This is a genomic window from Arthrobacter sp. Y3224055 (assembly GCF_059090825.1).
The window spans coordinates 275,297-294,079 of sequence record NZ_JBNHGB010000001.1 but is presented as its reverse complement, the minus strand read 5'-3'; the positions used below and the strand labels follow the sequence as shown (position 1 = coordinate 294,079).

Sequence of the window (18,783 nt, the reverse complement as noted above, 5' to 3'; positions counted from 1 at the left end):
GTGCTGTATCAATGGATCAAGTATTTGATACAAAGCGGCAAGGGGTCAAGGGTGGGGGTTGCCGGGCGGCGGCACGAGCACTCGTCAGGTGCCGCTAGTCGTCGTAGGCGTCGAGTATTTCGAGCGCGACGATCCGCCCGCCCCGGTGCTTGGCGATGTGGCAGACCAGCACGGCTCCCGGCCGCAGGTAGGGATCGTCCGTGGGCAGCTGCGCGGCGAGTTCGGGATCCATCCGGTCCGCCAGCACCTGGAACAGGTTCGGCAGCACCGGCCGGTGGCTGCAGACGGCGGTGGGCTTACCCTTGTCGAGCATCTGGATGAGGGCGGCCCGGGCCTTCTTCGGGTTGCGCTCGTTGTTGTGTTCGGTGATGGCCTCGACGGTCCGCAGCTTGGTCTGGGTGTGCAGCACGTACGGGGTGACGGTCTGGACGCAGCGCAGCCAGGGGCTCGAGACGATCCGTTTGGGCTTCCACACGGACAGCATTCGGCACACGGCCAGCGCCTGCCGCCGCCCGGTGGCGACCAGCGGGCGCTCGCCCTCGGCCTGCGACCAGGCAGACCGCGGTTTGGCCTTGGCATGGCGGACGACGACGAACGGATAGGTATCGAGTTCGTCCCGCCGGTGCGCGGCCTCCAACGCGTCCAGCGGTTCCACGTCGGAACGGTTGGTCAAGAGTTCACGGGCCCGGGCGGGCGGACACCACAGCACGCGGTCCACCTCGTCGCCGTCGGGCACGGGGTCCTGTTTCTCCAGCTTGGCGGCCCAGTACACCACCTGCTTGAGTCCGGCGCTGACCCGGTAGCGGATGGTGGGCAGCGGGATGCCCAGGCGCACCTGGACGCCGATTTCCTCGTGGACCTCGCGGACCGCGCACTCGGGCGTGGTTTCGCCCCTGTCCAGCTTGCCCTTGGGCCAGGACCAGTCGTCGTAGCGCGGCCGGTGGATGAGCAGCACTTCCAGCCGGCCCTGGCGGACGCGCCAGCACAAAGCCCCGGCGGCGGTGATCCTGGCGCCCGGGGGAGCGCCGGCGTCGCTGGTCTTGCTCTGCGTCATCAGCGGCGGGTGGCGGTGCGCTGGCGGGAGCGGGAGGCGAGCAGCCAGGACTGGATATCCGAGAGCGGGTTGCCGTCGTCGTCCTTGTGGTGCCTGGTCCACGCGCCGTCGCTGTCCAGGTGCCAGCTGGCGGTTCCGGGGTCCATGTAGCGGTCCATCAGGGACAGCAGGTCGTTGATGTCCTCGCGGGAGTTCAGTTGCACCAGCGCCTCCACGCGGCGGTCGAGGTTGCGGTGCATCATGTCGGCGGAGCCGATGTAGACCACCGGTTCGCCGCCGTTGGCAAACCCGAACACGCGCGAATGCTCCAGGAACCGGCCGAGGACGGAGCGGACCCGGATGTTTTCGCTCAGCCCGGGGACGCCCGGACGCACCGCGCAGATCCCGCGGACGATCACGTCGACCCGCACGCCGGCCTGCGAGGCGCGGTAGAGCGAGTCGATGACGGCCTCGTCCACCATCGAGTTCACCTTGATCACCACGCGCGCGGCGCGGCCGGCCTTGCTGTTGGCGATCTCCTTCTCGATCCGGTCGATCAGGCCGGAGCGCACCGACCGCGGGGCCACCAGCAGCCGCTTGAACGTGGATTTCGGGGCGTAGCCGGAGAGCTGGTTGAACAGCTTGGACAGGTCCTCGCCCACCTGGTAGTTCGCCGTCAGCAGGCCCAGGTCCTCGTAATAGCGGGCGGTGCGCGGGTGGTAGTTGCCGGTGCCGATGTGGCAGTAGCGGCGCAGCCCGTCGCCTTCCTGGCGGACGACCAGCGAGAGCTTGCAGTGCGTCTTCAGGCCCACGATGCCGTAGACCACGTGGACGCCGGCCTGTTCCAGCTTCCGCGCCCAGTCGATGTTGGCCTGCTCGTCGAACCGGGCCTTGATCTCCACCAGCGCCAGCACCTGCTTGCCGGCTTCGGCGGCGTCGATCAGCGCGTCCACGATCGGCGAGTCACCCGAGGTCCGGTACAGCGTCTGCTTGATCGCCTGCACCTTCGGGTCGGCGGCGGCCTGCTCGAGGAAGGCCTGCACGGAGGTGGAGAACGAGTCGTACGGGTGGTGCAGCAGGATGTCGCGCCGGCGCATGGCCGCGAAGACGTTGGCGGCCTTGGACGTTTCGCTTTCGTTCAGGTGGCGGCTGGTGTGCGCCAGCTGCTTCGGATACTTCATGTCCGGCCGGTCGATCTGGTAGATCGCCTCCAGCCCGCGAAGGTCCAGCGGCGCGGGCAGCGCGTACACCTCGGATTCTTCGACGCCGAGTTCGCGCACCAGCAGCTCGCGCACGCTGGGGTTGATGTCCGTGGCCACTTCCAGCCGCACGGGCGGCCCGAACCGGCGGCGCAGCAGTTCCTTCTCCAGCGCCTGGAGCAAGTTCTCGGCGTCGTCCTCTTCGACTTCCAGGTCCTCGTTGCGGGTCACCCGGAACGTGTGGTGCTCCAGCACTTCCATGCCCTGGAAGAGCAGGTCCAGGTGCTGGGCGATGACGTCTTCCAGGGTGATGAACCGGGCCGTGCGGCCGGGGATCGAGCCGGCGCGGGGGCCGTCCACGGGGATCAGCCGCGAGAGCTGGTCCGGGACCTTGAGGCGGGCAAAGAGTTCCTTTTCGCTCACCGGATTGCGCACGATCACGGCCAGGTTCAGCGAGAGCCCGGAGATGTAGGGGAAGGGGTGGGCCGGGTCCACGGCCAGCGGCGTCAGGATCGGGAACACCCGCTCCCGGAACATCACGGACAGTTCGGTCCGCGCCCCCTCGTCCAGTTCGTCCCAGCGCACGATGTGGATGTGTTCGTAGGCCAGCGCCGGGCGGATCTGCTCGGCGAAGATCCGGGCGTGGCGCTGCTGCAGCTTGTGCGCGGCGACCTTGATTTGTTCGAGCTGCTCGATCGGGGAGAGCCCGGCGGCGGACGGCACGGCCAGCCCGGTGGCGATCCGGCGCTTCAGGCCCGCCACCCGGACCATGAAGAACTCGTCCAGGTTGGAGGCAAAGATGGAGAGGAAGTTCAGCCGCTCCAGCAGGTAGAGGTCCTCGTCCTCGGCCAGTTCCAAGACCCGTGCGTTGAAGTCCAGCCAGCTGATTTCCCGGTCGAGGAAGCGTTCCAGCGTGAAGTCCCCGTCGGGCGCCAGCGAGGGCGCGAATTCCGGAATGTCGATGCGGTCCTGGGTGGCGCGGGCAGGGACCATTTCCGAGGAACCCAGCCGGGGAATGGCTGCGGCTTCGGGTTCGATGACCATGCTCTCTCCTGGGGCGTTGGGGCGGGCCGGACTCACCTCATCGTAGAGGCCTCCGGTAGCTACAAGGTTACCGACTGTTGCCCGCCGGCCTCTTCCTGCGGTGCGTACATCACATCCGCGTCCCAACGGGTGAAACCCAGCTTGCGGTAAAGCCCGACGGCGGGCTCGTTGTCCGCGTCGACGTAGAGCATGATGGCGTGCTCGCCGGCGTCCTGCAGGTGCTTGATGCCGGCGATGGTCAGCGCCTTGCCCAGCCCGGTGCCCTGCGCCTGCGGCGTGACGCCCACGACGTACACTTCGCCGATGGACGGGTGGCTGCCGGAGCGCGGGTGGACCTTGGTCCAGTGGAACCCGACCAGGCCGCCGCCGTCCTCGCGCTCGGCCAGCAGGAAGCCGGCCGGGTCGAACCAGTCCTCGGCCATCCGCGCCTTCAGGTCGGAGAGCGTCATCGCGCCCTGTTCGGGGTGGTCGGCGAAGGCAGCGGCGTTGGCGGCCAGCCACGCCTCCTCATCCCTGCCGGGCACGAAGGAACGGATGGCCACGCCGGGCGGCATTTCGACGGCGGGCAATCCGGTCGGGTGGGTCAGGCGCATGCGCCACAGTTCCCGGACCGGGGCGAAACCGAAGCGCGCGGCCAGCCGCCCCGCGGCCTCGTGGCCGCCGTGCGACCAGGCCTTGAGGCCCGTCAGCTCGGTGTGTTGCCGGACGGCCTCGACCAGCCGGGTCCCCACCCCTTCGGCGCGGTAGGAAGGGTGCACCACCAGTTCCAGGACGTTGTCGGTGCCGGCAGCGGTGGTAAGGCTGACGACGGCGACGCCGGCCAGCGCCGTCGCGGTGGCGGGATCGGAGCGCTCTTCGCCCGCGTAGGTCGCCAGCACCAGCACGTCGGCCGACTCCGCAGCCCGCAGGTTCACCCACGTCTGCTCGGAGAGCGGGGGATTGCCGTCGGCCTCCTCGGCGGCGGCGGCCAGCGCCTTGATGTCCGCGAGGGTCTCGGCGTCGGGGGCGCCCTTGATGGTCAGCACGGGCCAGAGGTCCGAATCCGATGCAGTCATGAGCACAGACTATCCGAGCGGCCTCCGGCGGCGGGAGGGCGCCGCGGTCCGGCGCAGACCGGGCCGCCTCAGCCGACGCCGCTGGGTTCTTCTTCCGCCTCGCGTACCAGCGTGAACCGGTAGCCGACGTTGCGGACCGTGCCGATCAGCTGCTCGTGGTCCGGGCCCAGCTTCGCCCGCAGCCGCCGCACATGCACGTCGACCGTGCGCGTGCCGCCGTAGTAGTCGTAGCCCCAGACCTCGTGCAGCAGCTGGTCGCGGGTGAACACCCGGCCTGGGTGCTGGGCCAGGTACTTGAGCAGTTCGAATTCCTTGTAGGTCAGGTTCAGCGGCTGTCCGCCGACGCGCGCGCTGTAGCTGGCCTCGTCGATCACCACGCCGGATGCGTGGATCTCCGTGCGGGTGTCCTGGTCGCCGGCACGGGCGCGGGCGATGACCAACCGCAGCCGCGCCTCGACTTCGGCCGGTCCGGCGGTTGCCAGCACCACGTCGTCGGCAAGCCAGTTGGCGCTGACGGCGGCCATGCCGCCTTCGGTGAGCACCAGCATCAGCGGTGCCCCCAGGCCGGTGGCCTTCAGCAACTGGGTGAGCGAGCGCGCCCCGGCCAGGTCCTTACGGGCGTCAACCATGACCACGTCGGCCGGGTCGGTTTCCAGCAGGGCGGTCGGTTCGGCCGGCAGGATGTGGACCTTGTGGTTCAGCAGCTCGAGGGCGGGCAGGACGTCGATCGACGAGCCGGAACTGTTGGTCAACAGCAGAATGTGCGGCATGGTTCCTCCAGGGGTTTCGCGGCGCACATCATCGGGCCGGGCCCGGCAGGTCCTCACACGCGCAGGCGCAGCCTGCCGGACGGTGGCATAAGTATAGCGCCGCGCCCCGCCGGGCCGCGGTTTCTCGCCCCGCCCCTGCGTCATAGGGCAGTATGACTAGCGTGAAAACGTGGATCGTCGCCGCAGCCGCTGCCGCCGTACTGTGCGCCGTCATCGGCGCCTCCTACCTCTCCCTCCCGGTGCTGACGGCGGCGGTATGCGTCGCCGCGGTGGTGATCGGGATCGGCTGGCCGGTGTTGCTGGGCGTGCCCGCCAAGAAGACCCTTGCCGCCGTCATCTCCCTGGCCGGGATTGCGACGGCGGTGCTCGCCGGGATCGCGCCCGCCGGCATGCCGCTGCTCTGGATGGCCGTGGTGATTGCGCTCGGCGTGATGGCCGTCTTCCTGATCCAGCTGCTCCGCGGCACCGGCCAGCCCCGGCGGCTCGAATCGACCTTCGGCGCCAGCGCCGGCCTGGTGCTCACCTCGCTGGGCGCCGGCTGGGTGGCCGCCGACCGGCTCTCGGCCAATGCAAACAACGGCGGAATGATGCTGGTGACCGGGATCAGCATGCTGGTGGCCATCGGCGTCTGCCTGCTGCCCTGGCCCGACCGGATCGTCGCGCCGCTGGGCGTGGTCCTGGCCCCGCTGGCAGGGGCCCTGGCCGCCCCCTTGTTCTCCACCGTCCACATGCTGCCCGCCGCGGCGGTGGGCGCCGTCGCCGGCATCATCCTGGTCAGTTTCCGCCGGCTCGTGCTGGCCGACGGCGGTCCCACCCGGCTGCCGGCGATGCTCGCCGTCGGCGCTGCCCCGGTCATGGCCGCCGGGTCGCTGGTCTACTTCCTGGAGCGGATGCTGCTGCGCTGAAATGAGCGGGGCCGCCTAATGAGCGAGGTCACAGTGCGGGCCGGCGTCATGGGCAGGCATCCTGCGGCCGGGGCCGTTACTATGGAGCCATGTCGTATCTCGGTCTTGAAATTTTCTACCTGTCCCTGCTGGTCCTCGCCGGCCTTGGCATCGCGGGCTTTGCCTCGCTGGTGGTTTACCGCCTGTTCAAGGGCCAGAAGTAAGCGACCAAAGCTTAACGATGCCGATTGAACTCCCGACGGAGCTGACCCCGGAACTGGTGCCGCTGTCCTGGCTGCTGGGTACCTGGGAAGGTGCCGGCCGGTTGGGTGCGGGCGAGGAGGGGGACGAACATTTCGTCCAGAAGGCCACGTTCACGCAGAACGGCCTGCCCTACCTGCAGTACACCGCCGAGAGCTGGCTGACCGACGAGGATGGCAACCGGCTGCGCCCGCTGTCCGTGGAAACCGGCTTTTGGGCACTGGACCGCAAGCTCAACGACGCCGACGTCGGGCCGGGCCTGGTCCCCGCCGAAATCGTGCCGGCCCTGAAGTCCGCGGACGAGGTCGAAGAGCTGCGCAACGCCGACGGCGGCTTCGATATCACCGCGACCATCGTGCACCCGGGCGGTATCTCCGAGCTCTACTACGGGCAGATCAAGGGCCCCCGCGTGCAGCTGAGCACCGACATGGTGATGCGCGGTTCGCAGTCCAAGGACTACAGTGCGGCCACGCGCATCTTCGGCCTGGTCAACAACGATCTTTACTGGCGCTGGGACGTGGCCGAGGCCAAGGGCAAGGACCTGGCCCCGCACGCCTCGGCGATCCTGGCCAAGCGCGCCTGACCGGGGAGGGAATTTGGCACGGCCGCCGGGAGTTGACGCCGGTATGACCTACCGCAGCCCTTTGCTCCTGCAACACGGCGCCGTCGAAGCCTCCGGGGCCGACGCCGGCGTCGCCGCCCACTACTCCGACCCGCTGCGCGAACAGCGCGCCCTGGCCCGCGGCGAGGCCGTCACGGACCTTTCCCACCGCGGGGTGGTGACGGTGGCCGGCGAAGACCGGCTGAGCTGGCTGAACACGCTCTCCTCGCAGCTGCTGCTGAACCTGAAGCCGGGCCAGTCCAGCGAAGCGCTGCTGCTCACCGTGCAGGGCCGGATCGAATACGACGCCCGCATCGTCGACGACGGCGAACGCACCTGGCTGATCGTCGAATCCTTCGAGGCGGCGCCGCTGGCCGCATGGCTGGACAGAATGAAGTTCATGCTGCGGGTAGAGGTTGCCGATGTCTCCGCCGACTGGGCCGTGGTGGGTTCGGTCAGGCCGGTCCCGGCCTTCGAGGGGCGCCTCGTGTGGCAGGATCCGTGGCCGCAGATCGGTGCCGGCGGCTATGCCTACACCGGCATCGAGGAACCCAAGCACCCCGGCCTGGAACGGTCCTGGTACGAATACCTGCTGCCGGCGGCCGACCTGGAAGCGGCCGTCTCCGGGCTGCAGCTGGCCGGGGTCTGGGCCGCCGAGGCGCTGCGGATCGCCGCGTGGCGGCCACGGGTCGGGGCGGAGACCGACGAGAAGACCATCCCGCACGAACTGGACCTCATCCGCACCGCCGTGCACCTGGAGAAGGGCTGCTACAAGGGCCAGGAAACCATCGCCCGCGTGCACAACCTGGGCCGCCCGCCGCGCCGGCTGGTGTTCCTGCAGCTGGACGGCTCGCAGCACACGCTGCCGGTCCCGGGCAGCGACGTGATGCTCGGCGACAAGCGCGTCGGGGCGGTCACGTCCGCGGCGCAACACTACGAGATGGGACCGATTGCGCTGGCCGTGGTCAAGCGCTCGGTCGATCCGCAGGCGCAGCTGACCGTGCTGGACGACGGCGAGAGCTACGACGCCGCCCAGGAAGTGATTGTCACTCCCGATGCCGGCCAGGTGGTCGGCCGCCAGACCGGGTTCCTGCGCCCGCCGCGCTAAGCCGCAGTCGTCAGTTCCGCTTCTGCAGAATCACCGAGGTCTGCGTGCCCGCGTCCCAGAATCCCAGGCTCGCGGCCAGCGCGCGGGAGGCCCTGTTCTCTTCGTGCGAGCGCCACTGCGGAATGAGTCCGGAGGAGAGCGCCTCGTGGCCGGCGATCGCCGCGATCAACGCGCCGGCTCCGCGGCGCCGGTAGGCGGGGGCGGTCAGCACGCCAACGTGGCCGAGGATCTGCTGCCACTCCTGGTAGCCGGCGCCGGCCATCGGGGTGCTGCCGTCCAGCAGCACGAACGACTTGTCCATGCCGGCCAGCGCCGCTTCGTGCGTGTCATCGGGCGGGCACCTGTCTTCCAGCCGGGCGACGTCGCTGCCCGCGGTGGACACCAGGGCCTCCCGTTCGGGCTGGACCACCGGCAGGTCTTCGGCGTAAGACAGCACGGCCTTGCCCAGCCCGTGCCCGCCGTGCTCCCGGCTCAGCAGCATCAGCGTCTGGTGTTCGGCCAGGTCGTCGTCCGAGTACCGGGCGGCCGCGGCGAGGGCCCATTCCGGTCCCACCAGCGCTGAGCGGCCGAACAAGCGCACGAAGGTGAGCGTCCCGGCGTCCTCGTTGATCCTGGTCAGCCGGTCGCCGGCCGCGGTGAAGGCGTTGTCGGAGAATCCGAGCAACCGCGCCCACGCCAGCAGCACAATGTCAGCCGTCCCTGCGTCCAATCGCATACCTGCCACACTACTGAACGCTTAGCCGAAGAGAACCCTTGCCTCGTCGTAACGATGCTGGGGGACGGTTTTTAGATTGTTCAGCGCCGACTCGAAGCCCACGTGCACGACGTCCGTGCCCTTCAGTGCCACCATGGATCCCCAGCGCTTCTCCACCACCGAGTCCACGGCTGCCATGCCCAGGCGGGTGGCCAGCACGCGGTCGTAGCCGGAGGGGACCCCGCCGCGCTGGATGTGCCCCAGCGTGGTGGCGCGGGTTTCGATCCCGGTGCGGGCCTCCAGTTCGGGGGCCAGCCGCTCGCCGATGCCCCCGAGCCTCGGCCGCCCGAAACTGTCCACGCCGCGCTCGGCGTGCGGGCCCAGTTCGCCGTCGGGCACCCAGCCCTCGGCCACCACCACCAGCGGCGCGCGGCCGCGCTTCTGCGCGTGCAGCACCCAGTCGGATACCTGGTCCATGCTCACGCTCTGCTCGGGGATCAGGATGGCGTGCGCGCCGGTGGCCATGCCCGCGTGCAGCGCGATCCAGCCCACGTTGCGGCCCATCACCTCGGCGATCATGCAGCGGTGGTGCGATTCGCCGGTGGTGCGCAGCCGGTCGATCGCCTCGGTGGCGATCTGCACCGCGGTGTCGAAACCGAAGGTGTAGTCGGTGGCTTCCAGATCGTTGTCGATGGTCTTGGGCACGCCGACGATCTTCAGCCCGCTTTGGGTGAGCCGGTAGGCGCCGGCCAGGGTGCCCTCGCCGCCGATCACGATCACCGCGTCCACGCCCAGCCGGTCCAGCGTCTGCTGGATCTTCTCCGGCCCGCCGTTGGGGCCCTCGAACGGGTTGGTGCGCGAGGTGCCCAGGATCGTGCCGCCCTGCTTGGAGATGCCGCGCACCTGGTGCCGCGGCAGTTCCATGATGTCGCCCTCCAGCACGCCGCGCCAGCCGTCGCGGAAGCCGACAAACTCGTGCCCGTGCGCGGTGATGCCCTTGAGCACGATGCCGCGGATCACTGCATTCAGGCCGGGGCAATCCCCGCCGCTGGTCATGATGCCAATCCTCATGGGTACTCCTTCTCGGTTGCTGGCCGGTCGGCGCGAGCACCCCATTGAGCCCGCCTCAATCCTATGCAGGAACCGGGGCCCGAGTCATTCCGGCCGCGAGCGGCTCCGGCGGCGGGGAGCCCTGCCGGGCGGGACGGCGCCTCAGGCGGGCAGCAGGCCGTGCTGCATGGCGACGACGACGGCGCGCGTGCGGTCGTCGACGTCGAGCTTGGCGAAGATCCGCAGCAGGTGCTTCTTCACCGTGGTCTCGGCGATGAACAGCCGGGCGGCGATTTCCGGGTTGCTCAGGCCGTCGGCCACGGCCCCCAGCACCTCGGTCTCCCGGGCCGACAGCGCCGGCGGCGCGGGCGAGCGCAGCCGGGAGACCAGCCAGGACCGTTTCGCCCCTACCGTGGCCGGAACGTCCGTCCTGCCGACTCTCTTGTCCTCCGGCCGGTGGACAGCGGATCAGGATTTGCGGGCGAGCAGCTTCTCCAGCGCGATGCTGCCGTCGTACTTCGGCAGCAGCAGCCACAACACCAGGTAGGTGCCGATGCCGACGCCGGGGAACAGGAAGACCAGCAAGGTGGCGATCCGCACCCACATCACGTCCCAGCCGAACCTGGCGGCGATGCCGCCGCAAATGCCGGCGACCCAGCGGTCGGGGCCGCGGCGGACGGGGCTGGAGCGGAGCACTCGGTAGAAGGTATCCATGGCACCATGCTTTCGTGTTCGGGAGCTGTTGTCACTGCCGGTTCGTCGAAGGCGGCCCGCGCGGGTGGCGCGGGCCGCCTTCGTTGTCGGTCTGGGTGGGGGTGTGGTCCTGTCGGTCCTTGGGCTGGCGGTCCCGGGTTAGCGGTCCCGGTTGCGGGTGGCGCTCAGGACGCCGGCGACCACCAGGGCGATGCCGGAGCCGATCAGCAGGGCGATCATCACGTAGGCCCAGTTGAAGCTGATGTCCCACCAGGTCCCGGCGAGCACCAGCAGGCCGACGGCCACGGCGATCAAGCCCCAGATGATGGTGCCGACGCGGGGACGGCGATCCTGGTCGCGGTTCAGTTGGCTGCTCATCGGATTTCCTCCAGTTCGCTGACGGTCACGATGTCGACGTTGCTGGCCACGCCCCGGACGGCCAGGACGATTTCCGGCGCTCCGCCGTCGTCGTTGATGGTGTAGCTTCCCGGCTGCCAGAACCCGGACTGCCGGCCGCTGTCCGCGCCGGTGACGTATTCGACGTTGCCCAGCGCCATCTGCGTTTCCACCTTCACCGGGACGTCGTCGGGGATGATGACGGTGATGGAGGAGGCCACGGCGTTGACCGGGACGACGACCGGGCCGCCGAAACGGGAACCGGAGACGGCGCGCAGGTCCACGGTGCCGTCGCCGGCCACGACGCTGTAGCCGTCACCCTGGGCCGGGGTCGCGGTCGAGGTCCAGGTGCGGCTGGAGGCGATGGCGTAGTTGGAGGCCGTCCACTGCGTTCCCGCGGAGAAGGCCAGCGCCAGGACCAGTCCCACCGCGGCCAGGAAACCGAGGACGCCGGAGGTTCGGCCGACGGCGCCCAGCACCACGACGCCGATGCCGATCACGACCAGCGCCGCGGCGATGGCGACGGGCACGACATTCCGGCCCAGCTCAACGAATTCCAGCGCGTTGAGCCCCAGGACCACGCCGGCGGCCAGCATGGCGGCGCCCAGGGTCAGGGCGATGGCCGCACCCGAGGGGCCGCGGGGGGCGGGCTTGTAGGGCCGCGGCGCGGGCTGGGGATACGGGCGCGGCTGCGGATAGGCCTGCCGCGGCGGGCCCTGCTGGCCGCCGTGGCCCGCGTTGCCGTATCCGGTCGCGGAAGCCGGCGTCGAACCGTAGGCGGCGCCGGTGGTGCCGGAGGTGCCGGGGGCGCCGTAGTAGGCGGAGGTACCGCTGCCGGTGGCCGGCGCAGGCGGGAAGCCGTCCGCTCCGGTCGGTGCCGAATCCGGTGCGCCTGCCTTGTTGCGCGTGGCGAGCCAGTAGATGAAGAACCCCACCGCGCCCAGCCAGATCACGGCCCAGACGAAGCCGCCGAAGCCCCAGCCGCCGTCGTTGTTGAACCCGAAGATCCAGCTGAACGGGCGGCTGAACACGCCGAGGGCCGTGAAGATCACCGCGCCGGTCATGCCTGCCGTCCAGTTGCTGCGGCCGGCTTCTTCCGCATGGATCCGGCCGTCCGGCTCGGGCAGCAGGGCCCAGGCCACGCCGTAGAGCAGCACGCCGATGCCGCCGAAGACGGCGAGCAGGATGAACAGCCCGCGGACCAGGATCGGGTCCAGCCCGATCCGGTGTGCGACGCCGGAGGCCACCCCGCCGATCCAGCGGTCCTGCCCGCGGGAAACGCCGAGGTTGCGGAACCAGCTGAAGAACGCGTTGCTGTGCGCGGGGAAGCCGCCGGCGGGCGGCGGGGGGTAAGCGCCGGCGCTGCCCGGAGGCGGCGGGAAGTTGCCGCCGCCTCCGTCACGGCCGGCGTAACCGGTCCCGTCGGCCCCGGCCGCGTTTGCGTAGCCGGGATCGTGGTGGCCCGCGCCCAGCGGCAGGGTGGGGTTGGTGCCCGGAAGGATGGGCTGGGTCGGATTGGCGGGTGCGTCGTCGTCCTCTGCCGCCTGGACGGTCCGGGGCTCGTCGGGAACGGGCGCCTGGGGCGCTGCCGGGGCGGATTCCTGCCCGGATTCGGGAACTGCCGGTTGCTGGTCCGGTTCGTCTGTTCGGTCGCTGCCGTCGTTATCCGACGGGCTCGGTGCGTGTGAGGTCATGGTTTGATCATTCCAACCGGCAGCCCGCTCCTCTATGGGGTGCCACCCTGACCCTTCCCTGACCGGCCGGCCGGGTTCCCCTGATTCGGCGCCACCCGGTAGGTCGGGTGCGCCCGCGCGTGCTTGGATTGACCCATGAGAGAACCACTCGTCCGCTCCACCGAGGACCGCATTATCGCGGGCGTGTGTACCGGCCTGGCCCGGCACCTGGGCACCTCGGTCGGGATCGTCCGGGTCGGCATGGTGGTCCTGGCGATCGCCGGGGGAGCGGGTGTGCTGCTCTATGTCTGGCTTTGGCTGCTGGTGCCGACCGCGGCCGACGAGGCCCTGGCAGCCGAGCGCGCCTTCAATCCCCGCGGCATCGCCGAGAACTTCGCACGGGGATTCGGCCCGCCCCGTCCCGGCCAGGAGGGGAACGGCCGGCCGGTCGTGCAGGCGGCCGGCCTGCCGGTGGGCCGCCCCGTCGCGCAGCCCGGCCCGCCCCCGCGCCGCCCGGGCGGGCAACCCGGAGCGCTTCCGCAGGCCGCGGTCGGCGCCCCGCGGCTGATGCAGCGCGGCGGCGGCAAGGAAATCCTGATCGGCGCGGCCCTGGTCCTCGCGGGCGGCGCCGTCGTCGCCCAACTGGCGGGCATCAACCTGCCGTGGGGGACCTGGCTGCCGGTCCTCGCCATCGCGGCCGGCGCGGTGATCGCGTGGATGCAGCTGGATGATTCCCGGCGCAGCGGCCTGATGGACCGCGCCGGGGCGACCGGGGCGCAAGGCGCCGTGCGGTTGCTGGCCGGGCTGGTCCTGGTGGTGGCCGGCATCGTCACCATGGTGTCCGGTTCGATTACCTGGGAGGCCATGTGGCCCACGCTGTTTGCCTCGCTGGCCGTCCTGGCCGGGGTCCTGCTGGTTTTGGCGCCGTGGGTGCTGAAGTACTGGCGGGACCTGGAGACGGAACGCTCCGGCCGGATCCGGGAAACCGAACGCGCGGAGATCGCCGCGCACCTGCACGATTCGGTGCTGCAGACGCTCGCCCTGATCCAGAACCGCGCCGGTTCGGAACACGACGTCACCCGGTTGGCCCGCGCCCAGGAACGGGAACTGCGCGAATGGCTCTACCGGGACAGGCGGCAGGAAGAGGGCAACCTGGTGGACCGCGTGAAGGCGGTGGCCGCGGAAATCGAAGACGCCTACGGGCATCCCGTGGACGTCGTCGCCGTGGGCGACAGCGACATGACCGACCGGCACGAGGTCCTGGTGCATGCCACCCGGGAGGCGGTGCAGAACGCGGCGAAGCACGCCGGCGGCCCCATCTCCGTCTACGTTGAATGCACGCCGGGCAGCAGCGAAATCTTCGTCCGGGACCGCGGTCCCGGGTTCGAGCCCGCCGCCGTGCCGCCGGACCGGATGGGCGTGCGCGAATCACTGATCGGCCGGATGGAGCGGCACGGCGGCCAGGCAAAAATCCGCAACACCGGCAGCGGCACCGAAGTCCATCTCAGCCTGCAGCACCCCCAGGAAGGAACCGCATCGTGACCGAACCCATCCGCGTGGTCGTCGTCGACGACCACGCCATCTTCCGTTCCGGCTTGAAAGCGGACCTGGACGGGCGGATCGAGGTGGTCGCCGAGGCCGCGACCGTGGAGCAAGCGATCGCGGCCATCCACGAGCAGCGGCCCGCGGTCGTCCTCCTGGACGTGCACCTGCCCGGAGGCAGGGGCGGCGGCGGGGCCGAGGTTGTCGCGGGCTGCGCCGACCTGCTGGCGGAGACCAAATTCCTGGCGCTGAGCGTGTCCGACTCCGCCGAAGACGTCGTCACCGTCATCCGGGCCGGCGCCCGCGGGTACGTCACCAAGACAATCTCCGGCGCCGAAATATCCGACGCCGTGGAGCGCGTGGCCGGAGGCGACGCTGCCTTCTCGCCGCGGCTGGCCGGGTTCGTCCTGGACGCCTTCGGCACCGCAGCCGTAGCCAACGTTGACGACGAACTGGACAAGCTCTCCGCGCGCGAACTGGAGGTCATGCGGCTCATCGCCCGCGGCTACCAGTACAAGGAAGTAGCCAAGGAACTGTTCATCTCCATTAAGACCGTCGAAACGCACGTCTCGTCCGTGCTGCGCAAGCTCCAGCTGTCCTCCCGGCACGAACTGACCCGCTGGGCTGTTGACCGCCGGATCCTATAGCAGGGGCACCGGGCCCTGTCGTACCCCCAGGCGCCGGTGGTAGCTTGGGGGAACTGTCAGGACCGACGAGCGCAGGAGGATTCATGACCGACTCCCCACGGCACGACGAACTTCCGCTGCCGGACTACGACCACATACCCCTGGGCACGCTCCCGACCCGGATCACCGGGCTGGACGAGCAGGGAATGACGGAGCTCCTGACCTACGAGCGGGAGCATGGAAACCGGCTCCCGGTCGTCCAGGTCCTTGAGCGCCGGCTCGAGGAGTTGCGTGCCGGAGCAGAGCCAAGCGGCACCACGGTGCCGGACATGCCCGAGGTCGGCGGAAGCCAAGGCGGCTCCGCGGCGCAGCCGGAAACCTCGGGCCCACGGGTCGTGCCGCCGTTCCACGGCAATCCGGCCCACCAGTCCCAGCCGGAAAAGTAGCCGGAACGCCACGGCCGGCCGGGCTGCCCCTGGGCAGTCCGGCCGGCACCGTTTCGGGCGGCTACTTGGCCTTCGCCAGGAAATCCTGCAGCCGGCCGACGCCGGTGGCCAGGTCTTCGTCGCCAAGGGCGTAGGACAACCGCACGAAGCCGGACGGCCCGAAGGCCTCGCCGGGAACGACGGCGACCTCGACCTCGTCGAGGATCAGCGAGGCGAGCTCGGCGGAGGTCGCCGGACGGATGGTGCCGTCCGCCGTCGGGAATTCCTTGCCCAGCAGCCCGCGGACGTCGGCGTAGGCGTAGAACGCGCCCTCCGGCGTCGGGCATTCGACGCCGGCGATGGCGTTCAGGCCCTCGACCATGGCCTTGCGGCGCCGGTCGAAGGCAACCTTCATCTCGTCCACCGCGGTCAGCGGTCCGGACACGGCGGCCAGCGCCGCCATCTGGGACACATTGGCCACGTTGGAGGTGGCGTGGGACTGCATATTGGTGGCGGCCTTGACCACGTCCTTCGGGCCGATCATCCAGCCCACCCGCCAGCCGGTCATGGCGTAGGTCTTGGCCACGCCGTTGAGGATGACGACTTTGTCGCCCAGCTCCGGCGCGGCCGTCGCGATGGAGGTGAAGGGCACGCCGTCGTAGGTGAGGTGCTCGTAGATCTCGTCGGTGATGACCCACAGGCCCTTGGACGCGGCCCACCGGCCGATCTCGGCAACCTGTTCCGGCTGGTAGACGGCACCGGTCGGGTTGGACGGGGAGACGAAGAGCAGCACCTTGGTTTTGTCGGTCAGCGCGCCTTCGAGCTGGTCGACGGTGACCAGATAGCCCTGCTCCGGCCCGGCGAAGACCTCCACCGGGACGCCGCCGGCCAGCCGGATCGCCTCGGGGTAGGTGGTCCAGAACGGCGTGGGGACCAGGACCTCGTCGCCCGGATCCAACAAGGTGGCGAAGGATTCGTACACGGCCTGCTTGCCGCCGTTGGTCACCAGCACCTGGGCCGGGTCCACCCGGTAGCCGGAATCGCGCAGCGTCTTGTCCGCGATGGCCTGCTTCAGTTCGGGCAGGCCGCCGGCGGGGGAGTAGCGGTGGAAGCGCGGCTGGCGCGCGGCCTCGATGGCGGCCTCCACGATGTAGTCCGGGGTCGGGAAGTCCGGTTCGCCCGCCCCGAAGCCGATCACCGGGCGCCCGGCAGCCTTCAGCGCTTTTGCCTTGGCATCGACGGCGAGGGTGGCGGATTCGGCGATGGACGCAATGCGCCGGGAGACGCGGGCGTTGGCAGGCATGGTGTTCCCGTCTTCAGTAGCGTGTAGGACTGTTCCCTAGTCTAGGTGCAGGCCGAGTCCGGGTGCAGCCCGTCGGAGGTACGGCCCGTTGCCGGGTGCCCGCACGGCCCCTTGGTCAGCGGGCCGGCGGAAATGTTGCATAATGGATCAGTCGCCTTGTGGGCGGCAAACGGGGTTCGGTTCGACGTCGGCGCATCGCTGGCGTAAACTGGATCTTCGGTGTTGAAAACGCCATGATGTTCCATGCCCGCGCGGCGGGGCATCCGGCGGTATTCGGCTCCATAGGGTAGTGGCGCAATTGGTAGCGCAGCGGTCTCCAAAACCGCAGGTTGCAGGTTCGAGTCCTGTCTGCCCTGCGCAGAACCGCCGCAGACATAGACTGCAGCAGTTCAGCATCCCAGCACGAAGCAGCGGTCCAGGCCGGCCGAGGCCGTCCGGGGGCCGGACACCGGACAGAATGAGTGAGGCCAGGTTGACCGATACGTCTTCCAGCAGTCCCCAGGGACGCCCCACCGGACGAAAGACCGAGAAGCGCGGTCTCTTCGCCCGGATCATTTTGTTTGTCCGCCAGGTCGTTGCCGAACTCAAAAAGGTCGTCACGCCGACCCGCAAGGAATTGCTGAACTACACGCTGGTGGTGATCGCTTTTGTGGCGGTCATGATGTTGATCGTCACGGCACTGGATCTGGTTTTCGGCCAGGGCGCGTTCTTCGTCTTCGGAGACGGCATACCCGAACAGTAACGTCCGCGTTGCGGCAGCCGTACGGATGGATACGACGACGGCGCAAAGCCGCCGCGAGTCAAGTGAGCTGAAGAAGAAAGCAGGAAGCTAAGTGTCCGACCAGGAACTCGAAGCCCAGAACTCCGAAGAGAACGCGGAGCTGGAAGCCGACGAGCAGGTTACCGGGACCGGCACCGACGAGGTGCCGGCTTTTGGCGTTGACGCCGCAGAAGAGGCTGCCGGTGCCGATCTGGCGAGCGAGCTTGACCAGGCCGCCGACGACGCCCCCGTCCTCGACGAGGCCGCCGAAGCCGCCGCCGAGGCGGACCTGACCGAAGCCGAGGCCGCCGACGGGGCCCCGGAGGAGACCGGGCCGGCCGAAGAAGCCGAAGAGGTTGAGCAGACCGAAGAGGAAGCCCTCGAAGCCTTCCGGGCCAAGCTGCGCCGCCAGCCCGGCGACTGGTACGTCATCCACTCCTACGCCGGCTACGAAAACCGTGTGAAGGTCAACCTGGAGACCCGCATCCAGACCCTGAACATGGAAGACTTTATCTACGAGATCCAGGTCCCGATGGAAGAGGTCGTGGAGATCAAGAACACCACGCGCAAGCTGGTCAAGCGCGTGCGCATCCCGGGTTACGTGCTGGTCCGGATGGACCTGACCGACGCCTCATGGGGCGCCGTCCGCCACACCCCCGGCGTGACCGGGTTCGTCGGCAACGCCCACAACCCGGTGCCGCTGAGCCTGAAGGAAGTTGCTTCCATGCTGGAGCACACCATCACGGGCACCAAGACGGAAGCCGGCGGCAAGGCTGCGGGCAAGTCGACGGCACCGAGCACGCCGATCACCGTCAACTTCGAGGTCGGCGAGTCCGTCACCGTCAACGACGGGCCGTTCGAGACGCTGCCGGCAACGATTTCCGAAATCAAGCCGGAATCCCAGCAGCTGGTGGTGCTGGTGACCATCTTCGAGCGCGAAACCCCGGTGACGCTCTCGTTCAGCCAGGTCACCAAGATCCACTAACCAAGACTTCGTGCGGATACGGACCCGCTTTGTCCGAATCCGCACGGCCGGCCGCCAAGCCATGGCGGCCAACCACCGCCGGCACGCTCCTGTGCCGCCGGTACGTAATGTGAGAGAAGGACCCGATATGGCCCCCAAGAAAAAGGTCACCGGCCTCATCAAGCTCCAGATCCAGGCAGGCGCCGCCAACCCGGCCCCGCCGATCGGTCCGGCGCTTGGTCAGCACGGTGTCAACATCATGGAATTCTGCAAGGCGTACAACGCCGCCACGGAATCCCAGCGCGGAAACGTGATCCCGGTTGAAATCACGGTCTACGAAGACCGTTCCTTCACCTTTATCACCAAGACCCCGCCGGCCGCCGAGCTGATCAAGAAGGCCGCAGGCGTGCAGAAGGGTTCGGCTACCCCGCACACCAACAAGGTTGCGAAGCTGACCCAGGCGCAGGTCGATGAGATCGCCGGCACCAAGATGGCTGACCTCAACGCCAACGACATCAAGGCTGCCGCCAAGATCATCGCCGGCACCGCCCGTTCCATGGGCATCGAGGTGGAGGGCTAAACACCCTCAACCCGGAGGCCGCAGGACAGATGTCCAGCAAGGCCTTCACCAAGACAATTCACAAAACGACGGCGACACAGCTCGCCACAGGTGGGAACACCGCCGTCGTTGTGGCAGGGCCG

At 69.2% G+C, this 18,783-nt stretch carries 20 protein-coding genes and 1 tRNA gene; 10 read left to right on the top strand and 11 right to left on the bottom strand.

The window, feature by feature from the left end; all coding sequences use genetic code 11:
* Positions 1 to 94 precede the first annotated feature (94 nt).
* From AC5RTY_RS01430 to AC5RTY_RS01415, 4 genes are all read right to left on the bottom strand, one after another.
* Positions 95 to 1,054: an NUDIX hydrolase gene (locus tag AC5RTY_RS01430; protein ID WP_494000527.1), complete on the bottom strand. Its 960-nt coding sequence runs from the start codon at positions 1,052 to 1,054 to the stop codon at positions 95 to 97.
* A complete protein-coding gene (locus AC5RTY_RS01425) occupies positions 1,054 to 3,276 on the bottom strand; it encodes an RNA degradosome polyphosphate kinase (RefSeq protein WP_494074894.1) in 2,223 nt (740 codons plus the stop codon). Before AC5RTY_RS01425 ends, AC5RTY_RS01430 begins: the two co-directional genes overlap by 1 nt.
* Before the next feature lie 59 nt (positions 3,277 to 3,335).
* Positions 3,336 to 4,331 carry a mycothiol synthase gene (gene mshD, locus AC5RTY_RS01420; protein ID WP_494138828.1) on the bottom strand — a complete coding sequence of 332 codons (996 nt, stop codon included), beginning with the start codon at positions 4,329 to 4,331 and terminating at the stop codon, positions 3,336 to 3,338.
* A gap of 68 nt (positions 4,332 to 4,399) precedes the next feature.
* Positions 4,400 to 5,101 (bottom strand): winged helix-turn-helix transcriptional regulator, encoded by a 702-nt coding sequence (locus AC5RTY_RS01415; protein WP_494000524.1) that lies wholly within the window; start codon positions 5,099 to 5,101, stop codon positions 4,400 to 4,402.
* A 152-nt stretch (positions 5,102 to 5,253) separates the two neighbouring features.
* On the opposite strand from AC5RTY_RS01415, the gene AC5RTY_RS01410 reads away from it, so the two are divergent.
* From AC5RTY_RS01410 to ygfZ, 3 genes are all read left to right on the top strand, one after another.
* Entirely contained in the window at positions 5,254 to 6,006 is a 753-nt protein-coding gene (locus AC5RTY_RS01410) for a hypothetical protein (RefSeq protein ID WP_494000523.1), read from the top strand.
* Positions 6,007 to 6,226: 220 nt separating this feature from the next.
* Positions 6,227 to 6,829 (top strand): nitrobindin family protein, encoded by a 603-nt coding sequence (locus AC5RTY_RS01405; RefSeq protein WP_494101682.1) that lies wholly within the window; start codon positions 6,227 to 6,229, stop codon positions 6,827 to 6,829.
* A gap of 43 nt (positions 6,830 to 6,872) precedes the next feature.
* Positions 6,873 to 7,955 (top strand): CAF17-like 4Fe-4S cluster assembly/insertion protein YgfZ, encoded by a 1,083-nt coding sequence (gene ygfZ / locus AC5RTY_RS01400; RefSeq protein ID WP_494138827.1) that lies wholly within the window; start codon positions 6,873 to 6,875, stop codon positions 7,953 to 7,955.
* A gap of 10 nt (positions 7,956 to 7,965) precedes the next feature.
* Here the strand turns inward: ygfZ and AC5RTY_RS01395 are convergent, their stop codons facing one another.
* The 6 genes from AC5RTY_RS01395 to AC5RTY_RS01370 form a co-directional block, all read right to left on the bottom strand.
* Entirely contained in the window at positions 7,966 to 8,670 is a 705-nt protein-coding gene (locus AC5RTY_RS01395; RefSeq protein WP_494138826.1) for a GNAT family N-acetyltransferase, read from the bottom strand.
* Between the two features lie 21 nt (positions 8,671 to 8,691).
* A complete protein-coding gene (locus tag AC5RTY_RS01390; RefSeq protein ID WP_494000520.1) occupies positions 8,692 to 9,720 on the bottom strand; it encodes a 6-phosphofructokinase in 1,029 nt (342 codons plus the stop codon).
* Positions 9,721 to 9,861: 141 nt separating this feature from the next.
* Positions 9,862 to 10,053: a response regulator transcription factor gene (locus AC5RTY_RS01385; RefSeq protein ID WP_494139160.1), complete on the bottom strand. Its 192-nt coding sequence runs from the start codon at positions 10,051 to 10,053 to the stop codon at positions 9,862 to 9,864.
* A 114-nt stretch (positions 10,054 to 10,167) separates the two neighbouring features.
* A complete protein-coding gene (locus tag AC5RTY_RS01380) occupies positions 10,168 to 10,413 on the bottom strand; it encodes a PspC domain-containing protein (RefSeq protein WP_494012743.1) in 246 nt (81 codons plus the stop codon).
* 138 nt (positions 10,414 to 10,551) lie between these two features.
* The gene (locus tag AC5RTY_RS01375; protein WP_493980168.1) at positions 10,552 to 10,770 is read right to left on the bottom strand and encodes a hypothetical protein; all 219 of its coding nucleotides are present in this window, start codon (positions 10,768 to 10,770) and stop codon (positions 10,552 to 10,554) included.
* Positions 10,767 to 12,482 carry a PspC domain-containing protein gene (locus AC5RTY_RS01370; RefSeq protein WP_494012742.1) on the bottom strand — a complete coding sequence of 572 codons (1,716 nt, stop codon included), beginning with the start codon at positions 12,480 to 12,482 and terminating at the stop codon, positions 10,767 to 10,769. Before AC5RTY_RS01370 ends, AC5RTY_RS01375 begins: the two co-directional genes overlap by 4 nt.
* 135 nt (positions 12,483 to 12,617) lie before the next feature.
* On the opposite strand from AC5RTY_RS01370, the gene AC5RTY_RS01365 reads away from it, so the two are divergent.
* From AC5RTY_RS01365 to AC5RTY_RS01355, 3 genes are all read left to right on the top strand, one after another.
* Positions 12,618 to 14,003, top strand: coding sequence for an ATP-binding protein (locus tag AC5RTY_RS01365; protein ID WP_494012741.1), 1,386 nt, complete (start codon positions 12,618 to 12,620; stop codon positions 14,001 to 14,003).
* Positions 14,000 to 14,650, top strand: coding sequence for a LuxR C-terminal-related transcriptional regulator (locus tag AC5RTY_RS01360; RefSeq protein ID WP_494000511.1), 651 nt, complete (start codon positions 14,000 to 14,002; stop codon positions 14,648 to 14,650). Before AC5RTY_RS01365 ends, AC5RTY_RS01360 begins: the two co-directional genes overlap by 4 nt.
* An 83-nt stretch (positions 14,651 to 14,733) precedes the next feature.
* A complete protein-coding gene (locus tag AC5RTY_RS01355) occupies positions 14,734 to 15,075 on the top strand; it encodes a DUF8129 domain-containing protein (protein ID WP_494012740.1) in 342 nt (113 codons plus the stop codon).
* Positions 15,076 to 15,136: 61 nt separating this feature from the next.
* On the opposite strand, the gene AC5RTY_RS01350 is transcribed toward AC5RTY_RS01355, so the two are convergent.
* On the bottom strand, positions 15,137 to 16,357 hold the full coding sequence (locus AC5RTY_RS01350; protein ID WP_494012739.1) for a pyridoxal phosphate-dependent aminotransferase: 1,221 nt from the start codon (positions 16,355 to 16,357) through the stop codon (positions 15,137 to 15,139).
* Positions 16,358 to 16,640: 283 nt separating this feature from the next.
* Here AC5RTY_RS01350 and AC5RTY_RS01345 point away from each other — a divergent pair.
* The 4 genes from AC5RTY_RS01345 (at position 16,641) to rplK (ending at position 18,661) form a co-directional block, all read left to right on the top strand.
* Positions 16,641 to 16,713 (top strand) — tRNA-Trp (locus AC5RTY_RS01345).
* Between the two features lie 116 nt (positions 16,714 to 16,829).
* Positions 16,830 to 17,099, top strand: a complete 270-nt coding sequence (gene secE, locus AC5RTY_RS01340) for a preprotein translocase subunit SecE (RefSeq protein WP_494000508.1) — start codon at positions 16,830 to 16,832, stop codon at positions 17,097 to 17,099.
* 91 nt (positions 17,100 to 17,190) lie between these two features.
* Positions 17,191 to 18,102, top strand: a complete 912-nt coding sequence (gene nusG, locus AC5RTY_RS01335) for a transcription termination/antitermination protein NusG (RefSeq protein ID WP_494012738.1) — start codon at positions 17,191 to 17,193, stop codon at positions 18,100 to 18,102.
* Positions 18,103 to 18,229: 127 nt separating this feature from the next.
* The gene (gene rplK, locus AC5RTY_RS01330; RefSeq protein WP_493979247.1) at positions 18,230 to 18,661 is read left to right on the top strand and encodes a 50S ribosomal protein L11; all 432 of its coding nucleotides are present in this window, start codon (positions 18,230 to 18,232) and stop codon (positions 18,659 to 18,661) included.
* The last annotated feature ends 122 nt before the right edge of the window (positions 18,662 to 18,783 follow it).